This is a genomic window from Kineococcus gypseus (genome assembly GCF_050871305.1).
GTDB classification, from domain to species: Bacteria; Actinomycetota; Actinomycetes; order Actinomycetales; family Kineococcaceae; genus Kineococcus; species Kineococcus gypseus.
Genome location: NZ_JBJLRD010000040.1, coordinates 19,711 through 42,446, shown reverse-complemented (window position 1 = coordinate 42,446; position 22,736 = coordinate 19,711). Strand labels below are relative to the sequence as shown.

19 protein-coding genes are annotated in these 22,736 nt (G+C 78.4%); 12 read left to right on the top strand and 7 right to left on the bottom strand.

The features are described from left to right. The first annotated feature begins 354 nt into the window (after positions 1-354). Positions 355-636 (top strand): membrane protein insertion efficiency factor YidD, encoded by a 282-nt coding sequence (gene yidD / locus ACRYMN_RS14935; RefSeq protein ID WP_432496616.1) that lies wholly within the window; start codon positions 355-357, stop codon positions 634-636. Positions 637-696: 60 nt separating this feature from the next. On the opposite strand, the gene ACRYMN_RS14930 is transcribed toward yidD, so the two are convergent. Next, a complete protein-coding gene (locus ACRYMN_RS14930) occupies positions 697-1,797 on the bottom strand; it encodes a M42 family metallopeptidase (RefSeq protein WP_432496613.1) in 1,101 nt (366 codons plus the stop codon). 232 nt (positions 1,798-2,029) lie between these two features. Between ACRYMN_RS14930 and ACRYMN_RS14925 the strand changes: the two genes are divergently transcribed. The 3 genes from ACRYMN_RS14925 to ACRYMN_RS14915 all read left to right on the top strand — a co-directional run bounded on the left by ACRYMN_RS14925 (position 2,030) and on the right by ACRYMN_RS14915 (position 5,006). Further along, the gene (locus ACRYMN_RS14925; RefSeq protein WP_432496610.1) at positions 2,030-2,323 is read left to right on the top strand and encodes a Dabb family protein; all 294 of its coding nucleotides are present in this window, start codon (positions 2,030-2,032) and stop codon (positions 2,321-2,323) included. 131 nt (positions 2,324-2,454) lie between these two features. After that, a complete protein-coding gene (locus ACRYMN_RS14920) occupies positions 2,455-3,348 on the top strand; it encodes an ABC transporter ATP-binding protein (protein ID WP_432496607.1) in 894 nt (297 codons plus the stop codon). Beyond that, on the top strand, positions 3,345-5,006 hold the full coding sequence (locus tag ACRYMN_RS14915) for a polyketide antibiotic transporter (RefSeq protein ID WP_432496605.1): 1,662 nt from the start codon (positions 3,345-3,347) through the stop codon (positions 5,004-5,006). Before ACRYMN_RS14920 ends, ACRYMN_RS14915 begins: the two co-directional genes overlap by 4 nt. Positions 5,007-5,044: 38 nt before the next feature. Here the strand turns inward: ACRYMN_RS14915 and ACRYMN_RS14910 are convergent, their stop codons facing one another. From ACRYMN_RS14910 to ACRYMN_RS14895, 4 genes are all read right to left on the bottom strand, one after another. Next, positions 5,045-6,109: a CobW family GTP-binding protein gene (locus ACRYMN_RS14910; protein WP_432496603.1), complete on the bottom strand. Its 1,065-nt coding sequence runs from the start codon at positions 6,107-6,109 to the stop codon at positions 5,045-5,047. A gap of 66 nt (positions 6,110-6,175) precedes the next feature. Then, positions 6,176-7,870, bottom strand: a complete 1,695-nt coding sequence (locus tag ACRYMN_RS14905; protein ID WP_432496601.1) for a PHP domain-containing protein — start codon at positions 7,868-7,870, stop codon at positions 6,176-6,178. Positions 7,871-8,019: 149 nt separating this feature from the next. Next, on the bottom strand, positions 8,020-8,688 hold the full coding sequence (locus ACRYMN_RS14900; RefSeq protein ID WP_432496598.1) for a nucleoside/nucleotide kinase family protein: 669 nt from the start codon (positions 8,686-8,688) through the stop codon (positions 8,020-8,022). After that, positions 8,685-9,704 carry an NADPH:quinone reductase gene (locus ACRYMN_RS14895; RefSeq protein ID WP_432496596.1) on the bottom strand — a complete coding sequence of 340 codons (1,020 nt, stop codon included), beginning with the start codon at positions 9,702-9,704 and terminating at the stop codon, positions 8,685-8,687. Before ACRYMN_RS14895 ends, ACRYMN_RS14900 begins: the two co-directional genes overlap by 4 nt. Before the next feature lie 128 nt (positions 9,705-9,832). Here ACRYMN_RS14895 and ACRYMN_RS14890 point away from each other — a divergent pair, with 128 nt between their 5' ends. The 3 genes from ACRYMN_RS14890 to ACRYMN_RS14880 all read left to right on the top strand — a co-directional run bounded on the left by ACRYMN_RS14890 (position 9,833) and on the right by ACRYMN_RS14880 (position 13,828). Further along, positions 9,833-11,584, top strand: a complete 1,752-nt coding sequence (locus ACRYMN_RS14890) for a phospho-sugar mutase (RefSeq protein ID WP_432496594.1) — start codon at positions 9,833-9,835, stop codon at positions 11,582-11,584. 214 nt (positions 11,585-11,798) lie between these two features. Continuing rightward, positions 11,799-12,545 (top strand): dienelactone hydrolase family protein, encoded by a 747-nt coding sequence (locus ACRYMN_RS14885; RefSeq protein WP_432496622.1) that lies wholly within the window; start codon positions 11,799-11,801, stop codon positions 12,543-12,545. Between the two features lie 38 nt (positions 12,546-12,583). Then, the gene (locus tag ACRYMN_RS14880) at positions 12,584-13,828 is read left to right on the top strand and encodes an FAD-dependent oxidoreductase (RefSeq protein ID WP_432496592.1); all 1,245 of its coding nucleotides are present in this window, start codon (positions 12,584-12,586) and stop codon (positions 13,826-13,828) included. A 95-nt stretch (positions 13,829-13,923) separates the two neighbouring features. Here the strand turns inward: ACRYMN_RS14880 and ACRYMN_RS14875 are convergent, their stop codons facing one another. Beyond that, positions 13,924-15,477: a PHP domain-containing protein gene (locus ACRYMN_RS14875; RefSeq protein WP_432496590.1), complete on the bottom strand. Its 1,554-nt coding sequence runs from the start codon at positions 15,475-15,477 to the stop codon at positions 13,924-13,926. Between the two features lie 79 nt (positions 15,478-15,556). Here ACRYMN_RS14875 and ACRYMN_RS14870 point away from each other — a divergent pair, with 79 nt between their 5' ends. The 3 genes from ACRYMN_RS14870 to rsgA all read left to right on the top strand — a co-directional run bounded on the left by ACRYMN_RS14870 (position 15,557) and on the right by rsgA (position 18,804). Further along, on the top strand, positions 15,557-16,939 hold the full coding sequence (locus ACRYMN_RS14870; RefSeq protein WP_432496587.1) for an aldehyde dehydrogenase family protein: 1,383 nt from the start codon (positions 15,557-15,559) through the stop codon (positions 16,937-16,939). Between the two features lie 4 nt (positions 16,940-16,943). After that, positions 16,944-17,645: an aldehyde dehydrogenase family protein gene (locus ACRYMN_RS14865; protein WP_432496585.1), complete on the top strand. Its 702-nt coding sequence runs from the start codon at positions 16,944-16,946 to the stop codon at positions 17,643-17,645. A gap of 70 nt (positions 17,646-17,715) precedes the next feature. Next, positions 17,716-18,804 (top strand): ribosome small subunit-dependent GTPase A, encoded by a 1,089-nt coding sequence (gene rsgA, locus ACRYMN_RS14860; RefSeq protein WP_432496582.1) that lies wholly within the window; start codon positions 17,716-17,718, stop codon positions 18,802-18,804. Between the two features lie 4 nt (positions 18,805-18,808). Here rsgA and ACRYMN_RS14855 read toward each other — a convergent pair whose 3' ends face one another. After that, on the bottom strand, positions 18,809-19,912 hold the full coding sequence (locus tag ACRYMN_RS14855) for an adenosine deaminase (RefSeq protein WP_432496580.1): 1,104 nt from the start codon (positions 19,910-19,912) through the stop codon (positions 18,809-18,811). A 42-nt stretch (positions 19,913-19,954) separates the two neighbouring features. Between ACRYMN_RS14855 and ACRYMN_RS14850 the strand changes: the two genes are divergently transcribed. Together ACRYMN_RS14850 and ACRYMN_RS14845 are read left to right on the top strand one after the other, a co-directional pair. Beyond that, positions 19,955-20,506, top strand: a complete 552-nt coding sequence (locus ACRYMN_RS14850) for a GNAT family N-acetyltransferase (RefSeq protein ID WP_432496577.1) — start codon at positions 19,955-19,957, stop codon at positions 20,504-20,506. A 76-nt stretch (positions 20,507-20,582) separates the two neighbouring features. Further along, a complete protein-coding gene (locus ACRYMN_RS14845) occupies positions 20,583-22,712 on the top strand; it encodes an MMPL family transporter (RefSeq protein ID WP_432496574.1) in 2,130 nt (709 codons plus the stop codon). Positions 22,713-22,736 lie beyond the last annotated feature (24 nt).

Here is a 22,736-nt window from a genome sequence, read left to right as displayed (position 1 = left end):
GGTGGGCGGGGCGGGGGGCGTGCGGGGACACGGTTCCTCCAGTGCTCGCGGGGGCGGGCAGCGGCCCGCCCCCGGCGGTCACCGGTGCGGGGGGCGGGGTGCTGCGGGGACGGCGGCCCGGACCGGGCGCCTGCGGGGAGGGGTTCAACGGTGCGGGGGCTGCGGCGCCACGGGCCCTCCCCTCCGGTTCCGGTGCTGCACGACGCGGGCGGGGGCGCGGCCGGGCGCCCCCGCGGAGCGTACGGCCGCGGCACCGCGCCGACCCGGCGGGAGCGCTCGGGCGGCGGGCGGCGGCGGGCGGCGGGCGCTCCCGCTCGGCGGGCCGCCGGGGTCCGGCGCCGCTAGCGTCGGTGCATGAGCAGCCCCGCGGCCCGCGCGTTCGACGCCCTGTGCGAGACCTACCAGCGCCGCGTCTCGCCGCGGAAGGGCTTCTCCTGCGCCCACCGCGTCGCCCACGGCGGCGACTCCTGCTCCGGCGCCGTGCGCGAGCTGGTGCGCCGGCGCGGCGTGCTCGGCGGCGCGGTGCCCAGCGCGCTGCGCTTCCTCGCGTGCTACCGGGCCGCCTCGCTGCTCATGGCCACCGACGTGCGCGGGGTGTGCTGCTGCGGGCCGATCCCCATCCCGTTCCGCTTCTGACCGCCCCTGCTCGGACCGCCCCGCCCCGCCGCGGCACGCGCTCGGGGCGCGGGCCCGCGCTCAGGGCACGGGCCGGTGCAGGTAGGCCGCCAGCAGGCGGGCGCAGTTGCCGATGGCCCGCGCGTGGACCACCTCGTAGCCGTGGGTGCTCAGCGTCGGCAGGCACAGCAGCGCCGCCTGCGCGCTGAGCCCCTTCGACTTCGCCTGCGAGGCGTCGGACTCGAAGGAGCTGAACACCGCCGGGGTCGGCGGCAGGCCCAGCTCGGCGCCCAGGCGGCACAGGTGGTCGGCGACGCCCACGTCGTAGACGACGGCGGCGTCGGCGTACGCCACGATCGGCGCCTCGTCCACCGCGGTGCGGTACTCCGCCTCCGCGGGGCCGACGTCCAGGGCGAGGGTGACGTCGCCGGGCAGGACGCGGGCGGCGTAGGAGGCGCCGACCCCGCCCATCTCCTCGCTGGTGGTGAACACGAAGTAGACGTCGGCGGCGGGGCGCCGCCCGCCCTCGCGCAGCAGCCGCGCCGCGGTGAGCGCGACGGTGATCAGGGCGCGGTCGTCCATGAACCAGCTGCCGACGTGCTCACCGAGCTCGACCAGGGTGCGCTTGGAGCGGTGCACGCACACGCGCGTGCCCGGGTGCACCCCGGCCGCGGCCAGCTCCTGCGCGGACAGCCCGGTGAAGACGTGCACGTGCGACCAGTCCATGGCCTTGTCGCCCTGGTCGGGTTTCGTCTCCCACACGCGGGTGGTCTCGGCGGTGGTGTGCTCCGAGCCCAGGGTCAGGATGCCGGTCAGCTCCCGCTCGTCGCCGAGCACCGCCACCGGCCCCAGGCCGAAGTTCCCCGGGTACATCACGCCCAGCTGCTCCACGCGCAGGGTGCCGTCGTCCTCGACCCGCTTGACGATCATCGACAGCTCGTCCATGTGCGCCATCACCCGCACCACCGGCGCCGCACCGCCGGCCCGCCCGCCGGGCTCGCCGCCGGAGCCCGCCCCCGCGCCGCGCACCAGGCCGACGAGGTTGCCCGCCGGGTCGGTCCACGTCTCGTCCACCAGCGGCGCCAGCTCCCGCTCGCACACCGCGCGCACCGCCTCCTCGCGCCCGCACGGCGCGTAGGCGGACAGCAGCTCCTGCAGCAGCGACGCCTGCTCGATCGGCACCGGGCCCCCTCCCTCGACGGTGGCCGGCGGCCCCACCGGCCGGCGGCGCGGAACACCGCTCGGCGTGCACCTACCCCGCCGCGGCGGCGCGGAACCGCCGCCGGGCTGACCGCGCGCACCCGCACCGAGCTGCTCGCGACCCTCGGACGACGGCCCCGCCCGCACCGGGCGCCGGGGTGGCTGGCACGATCTGCCCGGGCGCGACCCGGCGCCCCCGGAGGACGGGGACCACGTGATCGAGCACACCGTCTGCTTCACCCTGGTGCACCCCGAGGGCTCGGACGCCGAGCGGGCGTTCCTCACCGGGGCCCGCGAGGTCCTCTCGGCCGTGCCCGGCGTGCAGGGGTTCACCGTCAGCCGCCAGGTGAGCCCGAAGAGCGCGTTCCGCTTCCGCTTCGCCATGCGCTTCGCCGACGAGGCCGCCTACCGCGCCTACGACGAGCACCCCGACCACGTCGCCTTCGTGGCGCAGCGCTGGGCCACCGAGGTGCGCGACTTCCAGGAGTTCGACTTCACCGACTGGTGAGCCCCGCGCGCGGCGCCCGCCGCACCCGCCGCGGGTCCCTGTCGCGCGCCCCGCGGCGGGCGTAGCCTGACCGGCGCAGTGCCGGGGAGCCCGGTCGGCGGTGGCTCCCACCTCGATCGCGGGAGGCACCGGTGGACGTCCCAGCCGTGCGCACCGTCCGGCTCACCAAGCGCTACGGGCGCACGAGCGCCCTAGACGCGCTCGACCTCGAGGTCCCGCCCGGGCAGGTGTTCGGCTTCCTCGGCCCGAACGGCGCCGGCAAGTCCACCACGATCCGCCTGCTGCTCGGCCTGGCGCGGCCCACGTCCGGGCGCGCGGAGGTGTTCGGCGTCGACGCGGCCGACGTGGCGCGCGCGCACCGGCTGCTCGCGCACGTCCCGGCCGACGTGGCGCTGTGGCCGAGGCTGACCGGCGCGGAGGTCCTGCACCTGCTCGCCGCCACGGGCGCCGGCACCGACACCGGCCTGCGCGACGAGCTCGTCGAGCGGTTCTCCCTGGACACCTCCAGGCCCGCCCGCACGTACTCCACGGGCAACCGGCAGAAGGTGGCCCTGGTGGCCGCGTTCTCCTCGCGCGCGCCCCTGCTCGTGCTCGACGAGCCCACCAGCGGCCTGGACCCCCTCGTGGAGCGGGAGTTCCGCCGCGCCGTCGGCGGGGCGCGGGCGCGCGGGCGCACGGTGTTCCTGTGCTCGCACCAGCTCGCCGAGGTGGAGGCCGTGTGCGACCGCGTCGGCATCCTGCGAGCCGGCCGGCTCGTGCAGGTCGCCCCCGTGCACGAGCTGCGCGGCCTGCACCGCAGCGAGGTCACGGTGACGTTCACCGGTGCGCCGCCGCCGCTGTCGGCGGTGCCCGGCGTGGCGGCGGTGGAACCGGCCGGCGAGGGCCGGGTGCGGTTCTCCCTCACCGGTCCCCCGGGCCCGGTGCTGCAGGTCCTCGCCGGGGCGGGGGTCAGCGCGCTGAGCGTGCGCGAACCCGGCCTGGAGGAGGTCTTCCTGGAGCACTACGGGGACGGGGGCGCGCGGTGAGCGGCACGGCGACCGCCCGGCGCCGGGGTGCGGCCGGGACCGCCGGCACGGGCGGCACCGCGGGCGCGGCGGGGGCGCCGGGCGCCGCGGTGCTGCGGCTGGCGCTGCGCCACGTGCGGCGCGGCGGCGCGGTGGTCGTGCTGCTGGCGGCGGCGCTGTCGGGCCTGGTCGCGGCGAGCCACGCCGGCGTGGTCGCCGACCCCGCCGCGGCCGCGGCGCTGCGCGCCATCGCCGACGACCCGGCCGTGCGCACCCTGTTCGGCGCGCCGGTCGCGCTGGAGCTCGCCGGGGGTTTCGCGGTGTGGCGCACCGGCACCGTCCTGGCGGTGCTGCTCGGCGCGTGGTCGGTGCTGGCCACCACCCGCACCACCCGCGGCGAGGAGGAGTCCGGCCGCTGGAACCTGCTGCTGTCCGGGCGGCTGACGCTGCGCGCCGCGGTGGGCCGCTGCCTGCTCGCCGTGGCGGTGACGGCGGTGGCGGCCGGCGCCGCCGTGGCGCTCGCGCTGGCGCTCACCGGCGCCGGGGGGCGCGGGGCGCTCGTGCACGGCGCGGGCCTGGCCGCCGCGGGGCTGTTCTCGGCGGCGCTCGCCGCGCTGACCGCGCAGGTGTTCGACACCCGCTCCACCGCGTCCGGCACCGCGGTCGCGGTGCTGGGCGCCGGGCTGCTGACCCGCGCGGTGGCCGAGGGCGTGCCGGGGCTGTCGTGGCTGCGGTGGGGTTCGCCGTTCGGCCTGCTCGGCGCGAGCAGCCCGTACGGGCGCGACCGGCTCGCGCCGCTGCTGGTGCTGCTGACCGCGGCGGCGGCGCTTGCGGCGCTGGCGCTGGTGCTCGCGGGCCGCCGCGACGTGGGCGAGGGGCTGCTCGCCCGCCCGGCGCACCGCCGGGCCCGCACGGCGCTGCTGGGCGGTGTCGCCGGGTTCGCCGCCCGCCGCGCGCTGCGCCCGCTGGCCGGCTGGTGCGCGGGCACGGGCGCGTACTTCCTGCTCATCGGCGCCACCGCCCCCGCCGTGACGGACTTCCTGGCGGACCAGCGCGCCGTGTCGGAACTGGCCGGGCGGGCGGGTTTCGGCGACCTGGGCAGCGTGCGGGGTTTCACCGCCACCCTCCTGGCGCTGCTGGCCCTGCCGGCCGGCGCCTGCGCCGCCGTGCGCGTCGCCGACCTCGTGCGCGCGGAGACCGACCGGCGCCTGGTGCTGCTGGCCGCCGGCCCGGTGGGGCGCCTGCGCCTGCTGGGCGCCGAGGCGGCCGCCGCCTGCGGCGGGGTGCTGGTGCTCGTGACGGTCGCCGGGCTCGCCACGTGGGCCGGTGTCGCCGCCGCCGGGGGCGGTCTCGCGCCGGGCGAGGCGCTGCGGGGGGCGTGGAACGTGGTGCCGGTGGCGCTGCTGTGCCTGGGCGCGGCGGTCCTGGCCGTCGGCTGGTCCCCCTCGGCGGTCGCGCTGGTGGGCTCGCTGCCCGCGGTGGCGGGCTTCCTGCTGCAGGCGGTCGCCGACAGCACCGGGGCGCCGGGCTGGGTGCGGGAGCTGTCGCCGTTCAGCCACCTGGCGCTCGTGCCGCTCGAGCCCGCCGACGCGACGGCGGCGCTGGTGATGACGGCCCTGGCCGTGGTGCTGGCGGCCGCGGGCGCCGCGCGGTACCGGCGACGCGACCTCGCCTGCTGAGGACCCGCCGGCGGGGCCGGCCGCGGGACGGGTGCCGGTCAGTCCCCGGTGTCGGCGCCCCCGGTGTCCACGCCCTCGGTGTCGCGCAGGACGCCCATCATCGCCATCTCCTCGTCCTCCACCGGGCCCGCGGCCACGCAGGCGCGCAACCCGGCCAGCAGGTGCTCCTCGTCGACCCCGGCGCCGATGAGGACCAGCTCGGTGCGGCGGGGCGCGCCGCGCGGCCAGGCGGTGCGCTCGAAGCGCACCGCCGCGCCGACGGTGTGCAGCACGAAGCGCTGCGGGTGCGAGGGGGCGGCGAAGCGCACGAAGCCCTTGACGCGGAAGACCCCGGAGGGGCGCTGCTGGAGGAACCGCACGAACGCGCGCGGGTCCAGCGGCTCGTCGCAGCGGAACTCCACCGCCTCGTACAGGGCGTGCAGGTGGTCGTGGTGCCCGTCGTGCTCGCCCGGCCCGTCCGGGGGCCCGTCCAGCACCTCGCCCAGCGCGAGCTGGCGCTGGGCGGCGGGGCGCTCGTCGAAGAGCAGCCGGGCGTCGACGCGCCCGCGCGCGGAGGGCACCACCGGGGCCCACGGGTTCAGCTCCCGGCAGCGCGCGGCCACGCGGGCGAGGTCCTGCCCGCCCACCAGGTCCGTCTTCGTCAGCACCACCACGTCGGCCATGGCCACGTGGTCGTCGAGCACGGGGTGGCGCAGCCGGGTGCTCTCGAACTCCACCGCGTCGACGGTCACGACGAGGCCGCCGTACTCGACGCCCGGCACGTCGCTGAGCAGGACGCGGCGCACCATCGCGGCCGGGTCGGCGACCCCGCTGGCCTCCACGAGGACCGCGTCGAGCGCCTGCCCGCCGCGCGGTGCCAGCAGGCGCGTCAGCAGCTCCTCGACGCTGCCGTCCTCGGTGCTGCAGCACAGGCAGCCGTTCTCCAGCGAGACGGTGTCGTCGGCCACCCCCGCGACCATCAGCGCGTCGACGCCCACCGCGCCGAAGTCGTTGACGACCACCCCCAGGCGCACCTCGGCGGCCGAGCGCAGCAGGTGGTTGAGCACGGTGGTCTTGCCCGCGCCGAGGAAGCCGGCGAGGACCACGACGGGGGTGCGCTGCACCCGGCCATCCTCCCACCGGTGCGGGAGGACGGCCGGGTGCCGGGCACGGTCAGCCCCCGGTCGTGCTCACCGCCCGGTCGTGCTCACGAAGACGGGGTTGCTGTAGAACCACAGGTCCTCCCAGGGGTTCACCTGGCCGGGCACGTCGATCGCGGGGCCGTGGGGGTCGACGTCGGCGCCGTGGAAACCCACCTGACCGCGCTTGCCGTCGGTGCCGCGCACGCGCACGTACAGCGGGCCGTCGGCGCGCACCGTGTGGCGCAGCTCGACGGTGCCGCTGCGCCCGGTGGTGTCCCAGGACGTGACGACCCGGGTGCCCGGTGCCCGCACGGCCTGGCGGTCCGCCGCGGGCCCGGTGACGGCACCGACGACGAGGTCCACCCGAGCCAGCTCGGGGACCAGGCCGGCGTGGTTCACGCCGTCGGTCAGCTCGACGCTGACGACGACCTCCACCTCCTCGCCGGCGCGCACCTCCAGGGTGCCGCCCATCGAGGCGGCCCGCCGGCCCTGCCGCAGCGGCTGCACGCGCACGTCGAGGCCGGAGACGAGGTCGCCGAAGCACACCCACATCCGCCCGGCGCGCATGGCCTCCATGACGTCCAGGGGGTCCCTGCTCCTGGCGCCGACCCAGGTCTTGTTGTAGACGCCGGGCGGGAACGAGCTGTACTCGGTGACGGGCCGGCCCGCGTCGACCGGCGGGGGGTAGACGCCGGTGGTGTTGAAGGTGTTGCCGGCGGCGTCGTAGGGGGTGTCGGCGTAGCCGCTCTCGTCGAGCGGGTCGACGGGGTTCTTCACCCAGTCCCCGCACCCCTGGTGCCCGTCGGAGGTCGTCGTGATCCACCACCTGCGGCCCTCGGCGAGCAGGCTGTCCCACACCCCGCCGACCGTGGCGGTCATCCAGTCGAAACCGCCCCACGTCCGGTAGCTCTCGGCGGGGTAGCCGGGGAAGGAGTACGTCCCCGGGGAGCTGTCGTAGAGCCCGCGACCGCGGGCCATGCCCGGCTCGGGCAGCCCCGCGGCCTGGTGCCCCGGAGCGCCCTCGAACCCGATGACGAGGTCCGGCGCGGCGTCCTGCCAGCCGCGCAGCTCGGCGGGCGAGTCGATCCCCTTGCGAGCGGGGTGGTTGGGGAGCACGAGCGCGTCGGCGACGCGGCGCCCGCGCACGGCGCCCGCCAGCCAGGTCAGCGCCTCGCGGGCCAGCGCCTCGTTCTGCGGCGTGCCGTCGCGGGCGCCGACGACCAGCGCGTCGTAGCGGTCCACGAACTCCTGCAGCACCTCGGCCTCGCGCGGGCCGGGCGCCAGCAGCAGCGAGGTGTGCTCCGCGCCGGGGATGTTCCACTCCAGGCCGAGGAACACCAGCAGGTCGTCGCCGAACTTGCGGCGCACGGCGTCGATCTCGGCGTGCAGCGGCTCGATGCTGTGCGTGGCGAACGGGACGTTGCCGTGGTCGGTGATGGCGATCCAGTCCAGACCGTACGTCGCCGCGCGCGTGGCCTGGTCGTCCACGCGGAACATCGCGTCGTTGCTGTAGCGGGTGTGGACGTGGTGGTCGCCGGCGAGCCACACGTACCCGCCCGCCGGCTCGCGACGGGCCGGGGCGGCGCTCGCGGCGGTGGCCCGCACCGCCGGCAGTCCGCCGACGAGGCCCGCGCTCACCAGCCCGGCGCCGCGCAGGAGCGTGCGCCGGTCGGTGTGCGGCGGGGTGCGGGTTCCGGGGCCCTCGACGTCGTCGGGGCTCTGGAGGTGACGGTCTGGGTGCACAGCGGTGTCCCTGGGGGTGGAGGGGCGGTAGGCCGCGCGGGGTCGCGGGGCCGCCGGGGACCTTGGCGATCACGTGTGACCCGGCGGTGAACGCGACCTGGCCGCGGCCTGAAACCCCGGGACCTCCCGCCCGAACTCCCCGGGCGCGCCTAGCGCTCGAGGAGCTCCGGCAGCTCCAGGTCCCCCGGCACGAGCAGGTCGGCGCGGTGCGCGCTCGCGCGCACCAGCGCGGCGTTGGGCTCGTCGACGGCGGCGACCCACGCCGCGGCCGTCGCCGGGTCCTTGCCGAACTCGACGTGCCGGCGCACGAGGCGCTCGACGCGCCCGGCGCCGCCGTGCCCGACGAACCACACCTCGTCGAACAGCGCGCGCGCCCGCGGCCACGCGCCCTCGTCCAGCAGCAGGTAGTTGCCCTCGCTGACGACCAGGCGCGTGGCGGGGTGCACCGGCACGCTGCCGGCCACGGGCTGCTCGACCTCCCGGTCGAAGGCGGGGGCGTAGACGACCTCACCGGGGCGCCGCTCGCGCAGGCGGCGCAGCAGGTCGGCGTAGCCGGCGGCGTCGAAGGTGTCCGGGGCGCCCTTGCGCCCGCGGCGCCCCAGCCGGTCCAGCTCGACGTCGGCCAGGTGGAAGCCGTCCATCGGCACGTGCTGGGCCGCGCGCTCGTCACCGGCGGCGTGGCGCGCGGCGGCCACGAGGGCGCGCGCCAGCGTCGTCTTGCCCGCCCCGGGCGGGCCGGCCAGCCCCAGCAGCACCCGATCCCCGGGCAGGGCCAGGGCGCGGCGCAGCAGGTCGTCGAAGGCCGGGGCGGTGCTCACGCGCCCGTGGCGCCGTCGCCGCCCGCCACGTCGATCAGCACCTTGCCGACCGCGCCGGCCTCGACGGCGTCGTGCGCGTCGGCGGTGCGCTCCAGCGGGAAGCGCGTCAGCGGCAGGCCGTGCTCCTCGCCCACCGGCAGCACCCCGTCGCGCAGGGCCGCGGTGACGTCCTGCGCGGCGGCGTCGAGGTTCTCCTGCCCCATCGTGTACATGAGGATCGACTGGAAGCGGGTGTTGAGCACCATCGTGCGGCGCACGTCCAGCTGCACCGGCACACCGCCGTCGTTGGCGTACACGGCGATGCTCGCGCGCGGTCGCACCACCGACAGGTCCAGCTCCAGGTTCGCGCCCAGCGCCAGCTCGACGACCTGGTCCACCCCGTCCGGCGCGAGGCGGCGCACCTGCTCGGCGGCGTCGGCCTCGCGGTAGTTCACGACGTGGTGGGCACCGGCGGCGCGGGCGAGCTCGGCCTTGGCCGGGCCGCTGACCGTGGCGATCGTGGTGGCACCCGCCCAGCGCGCCAACTGGAGCGCGGCGTGCCCGACGGCGCCGGCGCCGCCGGCGACGAGCACGGTGCGCCCGGCCAGGGCGCCCGGGGCCAGGCGGCGCGGGCCGTCCTCGGCGACGGTCAGCGCCCGGTGCGCGGTGATCGCCGGCACGCCCAGGCTGGCGCCGACGTCGAAGCCCACCCCGTCCGGCAGCGGCAGCACCCGCTCGGCGGGCAGGACGGTGGACTCCTGGGCGGTGCCGGTGGGCCGGCCCTGCGCGGCCATGTAGACCCACACCCGGTCGCCCACGGCCAGGCCCTCGACGGTGCCCGCGCCGTCCTGGTTCGGCACCACCTCGCCGGTGGGGGCGGCCGCGGTGGCGCCCCGGCGCGACTTCCAGTCCGTGGGGTTCACCCCCGAGACGGCCACGCGCACGCGCACCTCGCCCGGGCCGGGCTCGGCGGGCTCGCGCTCCACCAGGCGCAGGACGTCGGTGCCACCGGTCTCGCTGTAGACGATCGCCTTCACACCCGCGGCGAACCCGGCACCCGTCCGCGTTGTTCCCCGGCCGCTCGTTCCCCGGCCGCTCGTTCCCCGCCCCGCGCGCCCGGCCGGGAGGGCGGGGGGCGCGCCGGCCGGGTCGTAGGGTCGTCGCCGTGAGCACGACCGACGCCGCGACCGACCTGCCCGACGAGCTGCGGGCGCGCGCCCTGGCCTGGGTGGCCGACGACCCCGACGAGGGCGACCGCGAGGAGCTGCGGGCGCTGCTGGCCGCGGCCGGGCGCGGCGACGCGGCGGCGGCCGCGGACCTCGCGGACCGCTTCTCCGGCGCCCTGGAGTTCGGCACCGCCGGCCTGCGCGGCGCCATCGGCGCCGGTGAGCACCGGATGAACCGCGCCGTGGTGCAGCGCGCCGCGGCCGGGCTGGGCGCCTGGCTCACCGCGCGCTTCGAGCGGCCCCGGGTGGTCGTCGGCCTGGACGCGCGCAACGGCTCGCGCGCGTTCGCCGACGACTCCGCCGCGGTGCTCACCGCCGCCGGCTGCGAGGTGCTGCTGCTGCCGCGGCCGCTGCCCACGCCGGTGCTGGCCTTCGCGGTGCGCCACCTGGGCGCCGACGCCGGCGTCATGGTCACCGCCAGCCACAACCCGGCGCGGGACAACGGCTACAAGGTCTACCTGGGCGGGCGCGCCGGCGGCGAGGAGGGCCGCGGCGTGCAGATCGTGCCACCGGTGGACGGCGAGATCGCCGCGGCCATCGCGGCGGTCGGCCCGCTGGCGGACCTGCCGCGCGCGCAGCAGGGCTGGCGGGTGCTCGGCGAGGACGTCCTCGCCGCCTACCTCGACGCCGTGCTGGCCGCCACGGAACTGCCGCGGGAGCAGGCGGCGGCGCATGAGCAGGCGCCCCCGCGCGAGCTGCGCGTGGTCACCACCGCGATGCACGGCGTCGGCGGTCCCGTGCTCGCCGAGGCGCTGCGCCGCGCCGGGTTCACCGACGTGCACGCCGTGCCCGAGCAGGCCGAGCCGGACCCGGCGTTCCCCACGGTGGCCTTCCCCAACCCCGAGGAGCCCGGCGCGCTGGACCTGGCGCTGGACCTGGCCGCGCGCGTGGAGGCCGACCTGGTGCTGGCCGTGGACCCCGACGCCGACCGCGCCTGCGCCGCCGTGCCGGCCGGCGCGCGCGGGGACCGCGCCTCCTGGCGGCAGCTGTCCGGCGACGAGCTGGGCTGGGTGCTCGGCGAGCACCTGGCCGCGCCGGGCGCGGTGCTGGCGTGCTCGGTGGTCAGCTCCCAGGGCCTGGCGCGCATCGCCGCCGCGCACGGGGCGCGCTTCTCCCCCGCCCTGACGGGCTTCAAGTGGATCGCACGCGTGCCGGGCATCTCCTTCGGCTACGAGGAGGCGATCGGCTACTGCGTCGCCCCGGCGGTGGTGCGCGACAAGGACGGGGTGTCCGCCTCGCTGCTCACCGCCCGGCTGGCGCGCCGGCTGCTGGCCGCGGGGCGCACGCTCCTCGACGTCCTCGACGACGTCGCTCGCCGCGACGGCGTGCACGTCACCGGCCCCGTCTCGATCCGCGTGGACGACCTCTCCCTCATCGGCGCGGCGATGGCGCGGCTGCGCGAGCGGCCGCCCGCCGCGCTGGGCGGCGCGGCGGTGACGAGCGTGGAGGACCTGCGCGGGGGCGTGGACGGGCTGCCGCCCACCGACGGGCTGCGCTGGCGCACCGCCGACGGCGCGCGCGTGGTGGTGCGCCCCTCGGGCACCGAGCCGAAGCTGAAGTGCTACTGCGAGGTCGTCGTGGACGTGCCGGACGGCGGTGGCGACGAGGCCCTGGCCGACGCCCGGTGCGGCGCGGCGGCGCGGCTGGAGGCGGTGCGCCGCGACGTGCGCGCCGCCACCGGCATCGGCTGAGCGGCGCCGCACGCGTTCGCGGCGCGCCTGGCAGGGACCTGCGCGCACGCGGCGGTCCTGTGCCGTGCGCGCCGGGCACCGTTGCCCGGGTGCGGCGCCGCTGCGACCCTCGGCCCGCAGCCACGTCGAGGAGGTCCCCGTGCACGGTCCCGGTGAGCCGGTCGGAGGGTCCACCGCCGCCGCGGCGCCCGGCGCGGCGCCCGCCCTGAGCGAGGTGGTGCTCGACCCGGGACCGGGCGGCACCCCCGGCCTGCGCGCGCTGCTGGGCACCCCCGCCGGCGAGGGGCCCTGGCCCGGCGTGGTGGTCGTGCACGAGGCCTTCGGCGTCGACGACGTCATGCGCCGGCAGGTGGCCCGGATGGCCTCCGCCGGCTACCTGACCCTCATGCCGGACCTGTTCACCGCCGGCGGGGCGCGCCGCTGCCTGGTCTCCACGATGCGGGCGGTGGCCGCCGGGCACGGGCGCCCGTTCGTGGACGTGGAGGCCGCGCGCGCCTGGCTGGCGGCCGCGCCGGGTTCCACGGGGCGCACCGGCGTGCTCGGGTTCTGCATGGGCGGCGGTTTCGCCCTGCTCACCGCCTCGCGCGGTTTCGACGTCGCGTCGGCGAACTACGCGCGCCTGCCGGAGGACCCCGAGCGGGCGCTGGCCGGGGCGTGCCCGGTGGTCGCCAGCTACGGCGGCGCCGACCCGGCGCTGCGCGGCAGCGCCGCCCGCCTGGAGGAGGTCCTGCAGCGCCTGGGCGTCGAGCACGACGTGCGCGAGTACCCCGGTGCCGGGCACAGCTTCCTCAACGACGCGATGGTGGGCCCGCGCCCGCTGCGACCGCTGCTGCGCCGGGTGCTGCACGTCGGCCCGGACCCGGAGGCGGCCGCCGACGCGTGGCGGCGCATCGAGGACTTCTTCGCCGCGCACCTGCGCGGCGACGGGGCGCCCGGCCGCGACGGCCGGGCCGAGGGCTGACCGCGAGGACGCGGGGCGAGCGGGGAGTGGGGGGAACCATGGACGGTTCGGGCAGCGGCGTGCGCGCCGCCAGCGCGGTCGTGGTCGGGGGCGGCATCGCCGGTCCCGTGCTGGGGATGGCGCTGCAGCGCGCGGGGATCGCCGCGACGGTGCACGAGGCGTACCCGGCACCGGCCGGCGACGTCGGCGCGTGGCTCGGCGTGCAGACGAACGGCCTGGACGCGCTGCGCGCGATCGGCGCGGACGGCCCGGTGCTCGCGGCCGGGGTGCCCACCCCGCGCATCGAGTTCCGCAACGGCGCCGGGCGGGTGCTGGGTTCCACGAGCACGGGCGTCGACGACCCGGCGGCCCCGGCGGGCGTCTCGCTCAAGCGCGCGGAGCTGTACCGGCTGCTGCACGAGGAGGCGCACCGCCGGGGCGTCGACGTGCGCTACGGCTCGCGGCTGGTGGGCGCGCGCCGCACCCCCGAGGGGGTGGTGGCCGAGTTCGACGACGGCACCGCGGTGACCGCGGACGTGCTCGTCGGCGCCGACGGGGTGCGCTCGACGGTGCGCCGGCTGCTGGACCCCGCCGCCCCGCAGCCGCGGTTCGTGCCGGTGCTCAACCTCGCCGGGTACTCCGAGCACGTGCCCGCCGGCGCCGAGCCGGGACGGATGACGATGGTGTTCGGCCGGAAGGCCTTCGCCGGGTACCTGGCCACCCCGGGCGGGCCGACGTGGTGGTTCGCGAACCCGCCGCTGACGTCCGAGCCGGAGCCCGGGCGGATCGAGGCCACCACCGACGCGCAGTGGCGCGAGCAGCTGCACGGGTTCTACGGCGTGGACCGCTCCGCGATCGTCGACCTCGTCGACGCCACGCCCGGCGAGCTGCGGGCGTGGACCACGTACGACCTGCCGCACGTGCCGGTCTGGCACGACGAGCGCACGGTCCTGCTCGGCGACGCCGCGCACGCCACCTCCCCCGCCGCCGGGCAGGGCGCCTCGCAGGCGATCGAGGCGGCCGTGGTGCTCGCGCGCTGCCTGCGCGACCTGCCGGTGCCGCAGGCGTTCGAGGTGTTCGAGCGCGCCCGCCGCGCGCGGGCGGAGAAGGTCGTGGCCACCGGCTGGCGCACCAGCTCGGCGAAGTCGCCCGGCGCGGTGGGGCGGTTCATGAGGGACCTGGTGCTGCCGCTCGTGCTGCGCGGCGCCGGGGACCCGCACGCCTGGATGCGCCGGCACCACGTGGACTGGGACGCCCCGGCCGGGCCGGCGCCGCTGAGCCGGCCCTCCGAGCCGGCCCTCTGAGCTGGCCCTCTGAGCGCGCCCGCCCGCCGACGGACCGGGGGCCCGCCGCGCACCGCGCGACGGGCCCCCGGTCCGTCCCCCCGTCCCGCGCCGCCTCACCCCACGTCGACGAACACCGGGTTCGTGTAGCACCACAGGTCGTCCCACGGGTCGGAGTCGCCGACGCGGTCGACGAGCGGGTGCCCGTCGGCGTCGGCGTGCCGGCCGTCGCCGCCGCGGAAGCGCACGTAGAACGGGTCCTGCACCCCGCGCAGCGTCACGCTGAAGCGCTGGCGGGTGCGGGCGCCGGCCGGCACCTCGAAGCTCTCCACCACGCGCGTGCCGGGCGCCTGCCACAGGTCCCGCTCAGTGTCGGCGACGCGGCCGGTGACGGTGCCGACGACGACGTCCCAGCGCGCCGAGCGCGGCACCTCGCCGCTGCCGTTGGGCTCCACCGCCGGGTCGACGAGCAGTTCCACCTCCACGTCCCCGCCGCGGCGCACGGCGGTGCGCGCGCCGAACGTCACGCCCGGCCCCTCGCCCCCCGGGCGCACGCGCGCCTCGACGGCCCGCACGAGCCCGCCGTGCACGACGAAGACCCGCCCGGCGCGCAGCGCGGCCATGACGGAGCGGTAGTCGCGCCGCTCGGCGCCGACGCAGGTGCGCGAGTAGAACCCCGGGGCGAAGTCGACGTATCCGTGCTGCGCGACACCGGTGTCCACGGGGGTGCCGCGGTGCCCGTGGCGCACGTAGTGCTCGCGCGAGGCCTCCCCCACGGCCAGCGTGTCGCCGTGGTCGAAGTGGTTGTCGGAGTTCGCGGTGATCCACCACGGCAGGCCCTCGGCCAGCAGCGAGTCCCACAACCCGCCCACGCGCGCGGTGGCGGCGTCGAAACCGCCCCAGGTGCGGTACTGCTCGAGGTCGTAGCCGGGGAACGACCACGGGCCGGGCACCTCGTCGTACTGCCCGCGCCCGCGCCCGCGCCCCAGCGGCGCGGGCAGCGCGGCGGCCTGGTGGCCCGGGGCGCCCTCCCAGCCGACGAACACCCCGGGGGCGGCGTCGCGCCAGCCGCGCACCTTCGACGGCGAGACGCGCCCGGTGCGCATCGGGTGGTTCGAGAGCACGAGCGCCTCGCCGACGGCGCCGGTGCGCAGCTCCTCCACCAGCCAGGCCAGCGCCTCCAGGCCGAGGCGCTCGGCCTCGGGCCCGCCCTGCACGGAGTGCTCGATCAGGCGCGGGCCGGCGGGGTTGGAGGCGGCGGCGACGACGTCGCCGTCGAACAGCCGCTCGAAGCGCTCCAGCAGGCCGGGGGTGCCCTCGTGCTCGGGGGCGATGAACGTGGCGTGCTCGGCGCCGGGGATGTTCCACTCCATGCCTTGGAACACCAGCACCGGGTGGTCGCGGCGCGCCTGCGCGATGAGCGGGGTCTGCGCGGCCACGGACTGCTTGGCGTGGTCGGGGCCGCCGTGGTCGGTGATGACCATCCAGTCCAGCCCGCACGCGCGCGCACGGCGCACCTGGTCGTCCACGGTGTACATCGCGTCGCGCGAGAACGTGGTGTGGATGTGGTGGTCGCCGGCGTACCAGGCCACCTCGCGCTCGTCGCCGGCCGAGGCCGGGACGCTCTCCCAGACGGGCGGGGGCGGGGCGGCGGGGCCGTGGGAGTGCACGCGCTCACCCTGCCAGCCCCCCGACCGGGTCGCGCGATCACCCCGGGAACCGGCCCCCGCCTCAGTAGACTCACTGATCGTGACCTCGCCACTACCCGAAGCAGCGGAGGCGGCGCCCCGCCACCTCCGGGCGCGGCCGGGTCGCGGGCAGGGACCCCCGCGCGAGGACGCCGCGGCCGCCGGCCTGCCCGCCGAGCTGACGGCCACCGGTGGCGACGACGCCTCCCCGCGCACCCCCGTGGCGCAGCCCGCCACCGGCGAGCACCTGCTGGACGTGGCCGACACCGGCCACGAGGTGCTCAGCGCCGTCCTGGCCCGCGCGGTGGCCACGAGCCGCGCCGAGTGGGCCTGGCTCAGCGGCGAGGACCGCGCCCGGCACCTGTTCACCCTGGCCGACGTCCTCGCCGAGCACGCCCACCCCCTGGCCGTCACCTGCGCGCTGAGCACCGGCCGGCCCGTGGCCGCCGGCCTGGCCGTGGACGGCCCGCGGCTGCTGGACGCGGCGTTCTCCACCGCCGGGTGGGCGGACAAGCTCGACGTGCTGGGCGCCGGCGCGAGCACGGGCGGGGCGGTGGCGGTGCTGACGAGCTGGCGCAGCGCGCCGGCGGCGGTGGTCACCGCCGTCGCCGCCGCCCTGGCCGCCGGGGCCGGGGTGCTGCTGCGCCCGGACGCGCAGGCCGCGCCCGTGGCCGAGCGCGTCGTGCGCGCCTGCGCCGACGCGGGGCTGCCCCCCGGTCTGGTGGCCAGCGCGCCCGGCGGCGACCCGGTGGCCGACGCGGTGCTGTGGGAGGGCGAGGGGCTGCTGGCCGTGCGCGCCGACGGCGACGCGCGCCGGCTGCGCGAGCTGGCCCTGGACCTCGCCGACCGCGGCACGCCCCTGGTGGCCGACCCCGGCACCACCGCCGTGGACGTCGTGCTCGAGGGGGCGGACCTCGCGCAGGTCGTGCCGGCGCTGCTGGCAGGGCTGGCCGACGGCGCGCAGGCGCGCCCGGGCGGCTCGCGCGCGCTGGTCGTCGAGCCGCTGGCCGAGGAGCTGGTGGCGCGCCTGGACGCCGGCGCCGCGGCGCTGCGGGTGGGCGACCCGCTGGAGCGCTCCGTGCGCGTGGGCCCGTGCCCGCGCCCGGAGGTGGCGCGCGCGGCGGCCGCGGTCGCAGGCGGGGCGGTGCTGCCGCTGGGCCTGCCGCGCGGCGGGTGGTGGGCGCCGCCGGCGGTGGTGGCCACCGGCCGGCGCACCCTGCCCCCGCCGCCCGGCCCGGTGCTGGGCGTGCGCACCGTGCGCGCCGGCACGGACCCGCGCACGCTGCTGGAGGGCGCCACCGCCGTGACGGTGTGGGGCCCCGCCGGCCCGGAGCGTCGCGGCTGGCTCGCCGGCGCGACCCGCGAGCGCCTGGGGCTGGACGCCCCGGCCGGCCCGGACGCGCGCCTGGACGCGCGGCTGCTGCTGCGGGCCTGCCGTGGGTGAGGCGGTGGAGCCCGCCGCGGAGCCCGCCGCGGAGCCCGCCGCGGAGCCCGCCGTGGGCGAGGACGTGGTGCGCAAGGTGCTCACCGCGGCCGCCGGGGGCGGTGCCGCCGTGGCCGCCACCGCGCCGCTGCGGCGCGGGCGGGCGCTGCTGTCGGTGGCGGTGGACCTGGAGGCGCGCCGCGCGGAGCTGGTGGAGCTGGTGCGCCGCACCGAGGGCTGCCGGCTCTCCGAGGCGCTGGCCGCGGTGGACCACTGCATCGACACCGCGGTGCGCTGGGCTGGCTGGGCCGACAAGCTCGACCTGCTGGTGCCCCGCCTGCCCGGCTCGGTGCCCCCGGTCGTGGTGGGGGTGCTCGGGGCGGGGCGGCTGCTGCCCACCGTGCGCACGGCCCTGGCGGTGCTGGCCGCGGGCGGCTCGTGCGTGCTCACCGGCGGCGCGACGCTGGAGCGGCTGGCCGACGCCGTGGTCGCCGAGCTGGGCGACGGGGCTGCCGCCGCGCTGCCGCAGGAGCCGGCCACGGCGGCGCTGGTGGCCGGCGGGGTGGAGGTGCTCGACGCGCGCTGGGCCGGGGAAGCGTTCACCGCCGCGGTGCGCCGCGCCGCCGCGGCCGCCGGCACCCGCGTGCTGCCTCCGCGGGAGGGGCCCGCACCGGACGACGCGCGGCTGCTCGCGCCGCTGTTCCACGAGGTCTCCCTCACCGGCTGAGCCGCGAGCGCGGTAGCGGCCGCGGGAAAACCCGTCGCCCGCCGCGGGGACGGGTTCCTACCGTCGTGCCGTGACCGTTCCCGCGCAGGAGACGAGCGCCGCGCAGCACCCCCTGGCCCCCTACGGGTGGGACGAGGGCTGGGAGCTGGCGCTGGCGCGGCACCACCGCGAGCACCCCGGGCCGCTGGTGCCCGCCCGGGTCACCCGCGCCCACCGCGGCGCGCTCGACGTGCGCACCCCGCTGGGCCCGCAGCGCGTGGCCGCCGCGCGCGGCGCGCTGCCCGAGCCCACCACCGGCGACTGGGTCGTCCTCGGCCTGGCGGGCGGGGAGCCGCGGCTGCTCGCGGTGCTGCCGCGGCGCACCGCGGTGACGCGCGCCGACGTGTCGGGGCGCTCGGACGAGCAGGTGCTGGCGGCCAACGTGGACACCGTCGCCGTGGTCGTCGCGCCCGCGCGCCGCGCCCCGCTCGGGCGCGTCGAGCGGTTCCTCGCGCTCGCCTGGGCCTCCGGCGCCCAGCCGGTGGTGGTGCTCACCAAGACGGACCTGCTGAGCGGGCCGGAGCTGGCCGAGGCGCTGGCCGAGGTGGAGGCGGCCGCACCGGGCGCGGGCGTGCACGCGGTCAGCGCCGAGCGCGGCGCCGGCGTGGAGGACCTGCGCGCGGCGCTGCGCGGCACCGTCGCCCTCGTCGGGCCCTCGGGGGCGGGCAAGTCCACCCTGGCCAACGCGCTGCTGGGCGAGGACCGCCTGGCCACCGCGGCGGTGCGCTCCGGCGACGGCAAGGGCCGGCACACCACCGTGCACCGCGAACTGCTGGCGGTGCCGGGCGGGCTGGTGCTCGTGGACACCCCCGGCCTGCGCAGCGTCGGCCTGGGCGCGGAGGGTCCCGCGCCCAGCGTGGAGCGGGCGTTCGCGGACGTGGAGGACCTCGCGGTGGACTGCCGCTTCAGCGACTGCACCCACGCCTGCGAACCCGGCTGCGCGGTGCTCGCCGCGATCGACGCCGGGGTGATCGGGCGCCGGCGCCTGGAGAGCTACCGCAAGCTCGAGCGCGAGCGGGAGTTCTTCGCCGCCCGCACCGACGCGCGGTTGCGGGCGGAGCGCGCGGGCCGCTGGAAGGCGATCGCCCGGCAGCAGCGCGCGGTCCGCCCGCGGCCCTGACCCCTCAGCCGGCGGCGGCGTCGAAACCGGGGCGGACCACCTCGGCGGCCAGCGCGAGCCGCTCCGGGAACGGCAGGAACGACGCCGACAGCGCGGTGATGGTGGCGCGCTCGACGTCCTCCAGCGTCCAGCCCGCCTCGTCCACCAGGAGCGCGAACTCCCGCGAGAGGGTGGTGGCCGAGACCAGCCGGTTGTCGGTGTTCACCGAGACGGAGAAGCCGAGGTCCTTCAGCGCGGTGACGGGGTGCTCGGCCACGCTGGTGGCCGCGCCGGTCTGCACGTTGCTCGACGGCGCCAGCTCCAGCACGACGCCGCGGTCGCGCACCCAGGTCGCCACCCGGCCCAGCCGGGCGTTCGGCAGGCCGAGGCGGTCGGTGCCCCCGCCGAACTCGACGTCCTCCACGATGCGCACGCCGTGCCCGATGCGCTGCGCCCCGCACGGGAAGAGCGCCTCGGCGATGCTCTCCACCCCGGCGGCCTCGCCGGCGTGGATGGTGACGGGGAAGCCCGCCGCGTGCAGCAGGTCGAACGCCTCGCGGTGGCGGGCGGGCGGGAACCCCGCCTCGGCGCCGGCGATGTCGTAGCCGACGACGCGGCCGTCGGGGTCGTCGCGGTGCCGCAGTGTCAGCTCGGCGATCTCCAGGGAGCGGTCGGCGTGGCGCATGCCGGTCAGCAGGGTGCCCACGCGGATCGGGCGCCCGGCCTCGGCGGCCAGCCGCTCGCCGCGGCGCATGCCCTCCTCCACCGCGACGACGACCTCGTCCAGGCTCAGCCCGGCGCGCAGGTGCTGCTCGGGCGCGTAGCGCAGCTCGCCGTAGACCACGCCGTCCTCGGCGAGGTCGAGGACGGCCTCGGTGGCCACCCGGGCCAGCGACTCGGCGTCCTGCATGACCGCGACGGTGTGCTCGAACGTCTCGAGGTAGCGGACCAGGGAGCCGGAGTCGGCGGACTCGCGGAACCACTGCGCGAGCTCGTCGGGGTCGGTGGTGGGCAGCACGTGCCCGTTGGCGGAGGCGATCTCCACGATGGTCGCCGGGCGCAGGCCGCCGTCGAGGTGGTCGTGCAGGGACACCTTGGGCAGGGCGCGGATGTCGTCGAGGGTGCTCACCCCCCGATCCTGGCAGCTCGCGCCCGCCCCTAACCTGCGGGCGTGTCCCCGCTGAGCGTCCGCGACGCCACGCCCGACGACGCCGGCGCCTGCGCGGCGCTGTACGCCCCGTACGTGCGCGGCACCGCCGTCTCCTTCGAGGAGGAGCCCCCGGACGCGGCCGAGGTGGGCCGGCGCATCGCGCGGGCGCAGCAGCGGCACGCCTGGCTGGTGGCCGAGGAGGCCGGCGCGGACGGGCCGCGGGTGGTGGCGTACGCGTACGCCGGGCCGTTCGCGGCCCGGCCCGCCTACCGCTGGTCGTGCGAGGTGAGCGTGTACGCCGAGACCGGGCGCCGGCGCACCGGCGCCGGGCGCCTGCTGTACGGCGAGCTGCTCGCGCGCCTGGAGCGGCGCGGGTACCACGCGGTCCTGGCGGGGGTGACCGAGCCGAACCCGGCCAGCACCGGCCTGCACGTGGCGACGGGCTTCGAGCGGGTGGGCACCTACCGGCGGGTGGGGTTCAAGCACGGGGCCTGGCACGACGTCACGTGGTGGCAGCGCCGGCTCGGCGAGGACGCCGGGGTGGGGGGCCGGGCCCCGGCGGAGCCGCGCTGAGGCGCGGCGCGGCAGGACCACGCCGGATCGCCCCGCCCGGGCTGCGCGACGGCCCGCCGCCCCCGACGATCACCACGTGCACCGTCTCGCCCGCCTCGTCGTCGCCCGCCGCTGGTGGGTCCTGGCCGCCTGGGTCCTGCTGACCGCGTTCGGCGCCTTCGCCGCCCCGCGCGCCGTCGACGCCCTGACCTACGACTTCGGCCTGCCCGGCCAGCCCGGCTACGAGGCCAACCGCGAGGTCGTCGAGCGCTTCGGCTCCGGCGGCGACGTCGCCCCGCTGCTGCTCGTCGTCGGCGACGGCACGGCCCCCGTCCAGGCGGCCGCGGCGCAGCCGCTCGTGGCGGCCGTCACCGCGGCGGTGCCCGGGGCGCGCACGACCTCCTTCGCCGAGAGCCCCGAGCTGCTCTCCGACGACGGGACGCTGGGCGTGGTGCTCGTGCACTACCCGCCGGTGCCCGGCCCGGCGCCGTTCGCCGCCGCGCTGCCGGCCCTGCAGGGGGTGGCGGCGCGGGCGAGCGCCCAGGGCCCGCCGGTGGCGGTGACGGGCAAGGACGCCCTGGCCGCCGGGCAGGAGGAGGGCGGCGGGGGCGCCGACGTGCTCGCCGAGACCCTCTTCGGCGCGGTGGGCGCCCTCGTCGTGCTGCTGCTGGTCTTCGGCTCGGCGCTGGCGGTGATGCCGCTGGTGGTGGCCGCCGCCTCGATCCTGACGACCTTCGCCGTCGTGTGGGCCCTGACGGGCCTGACCGACATCTCCTTCATCGTGCAGTTCCTGCTCTCGCTCATCGGCCTGGGCGTGGCCATCGACTACGCCCTGCTCATCGTCACGCGCTGGCGCGAGGAGCTCGGCAACGGCCTGGACGCGCGCGCGGCCGTGGAGGCGGCGCTGGCCACCGCGGGGCGCTCGGTGCTCTTCTCCGGCGTCACGGTGGCCGTCAGCCTGGCCGCGCTCATCGTGCTGCCGGTGCCGTTCCTGCGCAGCGTCGGCTTCACGGGGCTGCTCATCCCGCTGGTCAGCGTGCTGACCTCGCTGACGCTGCTGCCGGCGCTGCTGCTGATCGCCGGGCGGCGCCTGGACTGGCCGCACCGGCGCGCCGCCGCCCCCGACAGCCGCGCCTGGCGGCGCGTGGGCACGCTCGTGGTGCGCCACCGCTGGGTCTCCACCGTCCTGGCGAGCGCGCTGCTGCTGGCGCTGGCCTCCCCCGTGCTGGGCCTGCGCCTGGGCCAGCCCAGCGACGCCTCGCTGGCCTCCACCGGCGGCCCGGCCGCCGAGGCGGTGCGCCTGCTGGACGGCGCCTCCCCCGGCGCGGGCCTGACCCTGCCCGTGGAGGTGCTCACCGACGACCCCGCCGCCGTGCTGGCGGCCGTCGGCGCCGTGGACGGCGTGGCCGGGGCGCTCGCGCCGGCGGCGTGGAGCGACGGGACGACGTCGATCGTGGAGGTGTGGACCGAGCGCGACGCGACCACCTCCGCCGGCGCGGACGCGGTGGCCGCCGTGCGCGCGGCGGCCGAGGCCACCGGCGCGCGCGTGGGCGGGGTGCCCGCCCAGGACGCCGACTTCCTCGACGCCGTCTACGGCAACGCCTGGTGGGTCGTCGGCCTCATCGTCGTCGTCACCTTCGCCCTGCTCGCGGTGGCGCTGCGCTCGGTGGTGCTGCCGCTGAAGGCGCTGCTGCTCAACGTCGTCTCCATCGCCGCCGCGTACGGGATGACGGTGCTCATCTGGCAGGAGGGGTTCCTCACCGAGGCGCTGTTCGACCAGACCGCCTCCGGCTCGATCACCACGTGGGTGCCCATCGCGGTCTTCGCGTTCCTGTTCGGGCTCTCGATGGACTACGAGGTCTTCCTGCTCTCGCGCATCCGCGAGGAGTACGACGAGAGCGGGGACACCGACGCCGCCACGGTGGACGGCGTGGCGCGCACCGGCCGCCTGGTCAGCTCCGCCGCGCTCATCCTGTTCCTGGCGTTCATCTCGCTCTCGCGGGTGCCGGCCACGGAGGTGAAGATCCTCGCCACGGCGCTGGCGCTGGGCATCATCATCGACGCCACCGTCGTGCGCGGGGTGCTGGCACCGGCGCTGGTGGCCGCGCTGGGGCCGGCCAACTGGTGGCGCCCCGGCGGCGGGCGGCCGGGCGGGCGCAGGGCCCCGGCGCGGCACCGCAACCCCGGCCCGCGCCGTGCCGTGGCGGCCGTGGCGCAGCGGACGTAGCGTCGTCGCGGCGCCCGCGGGCGC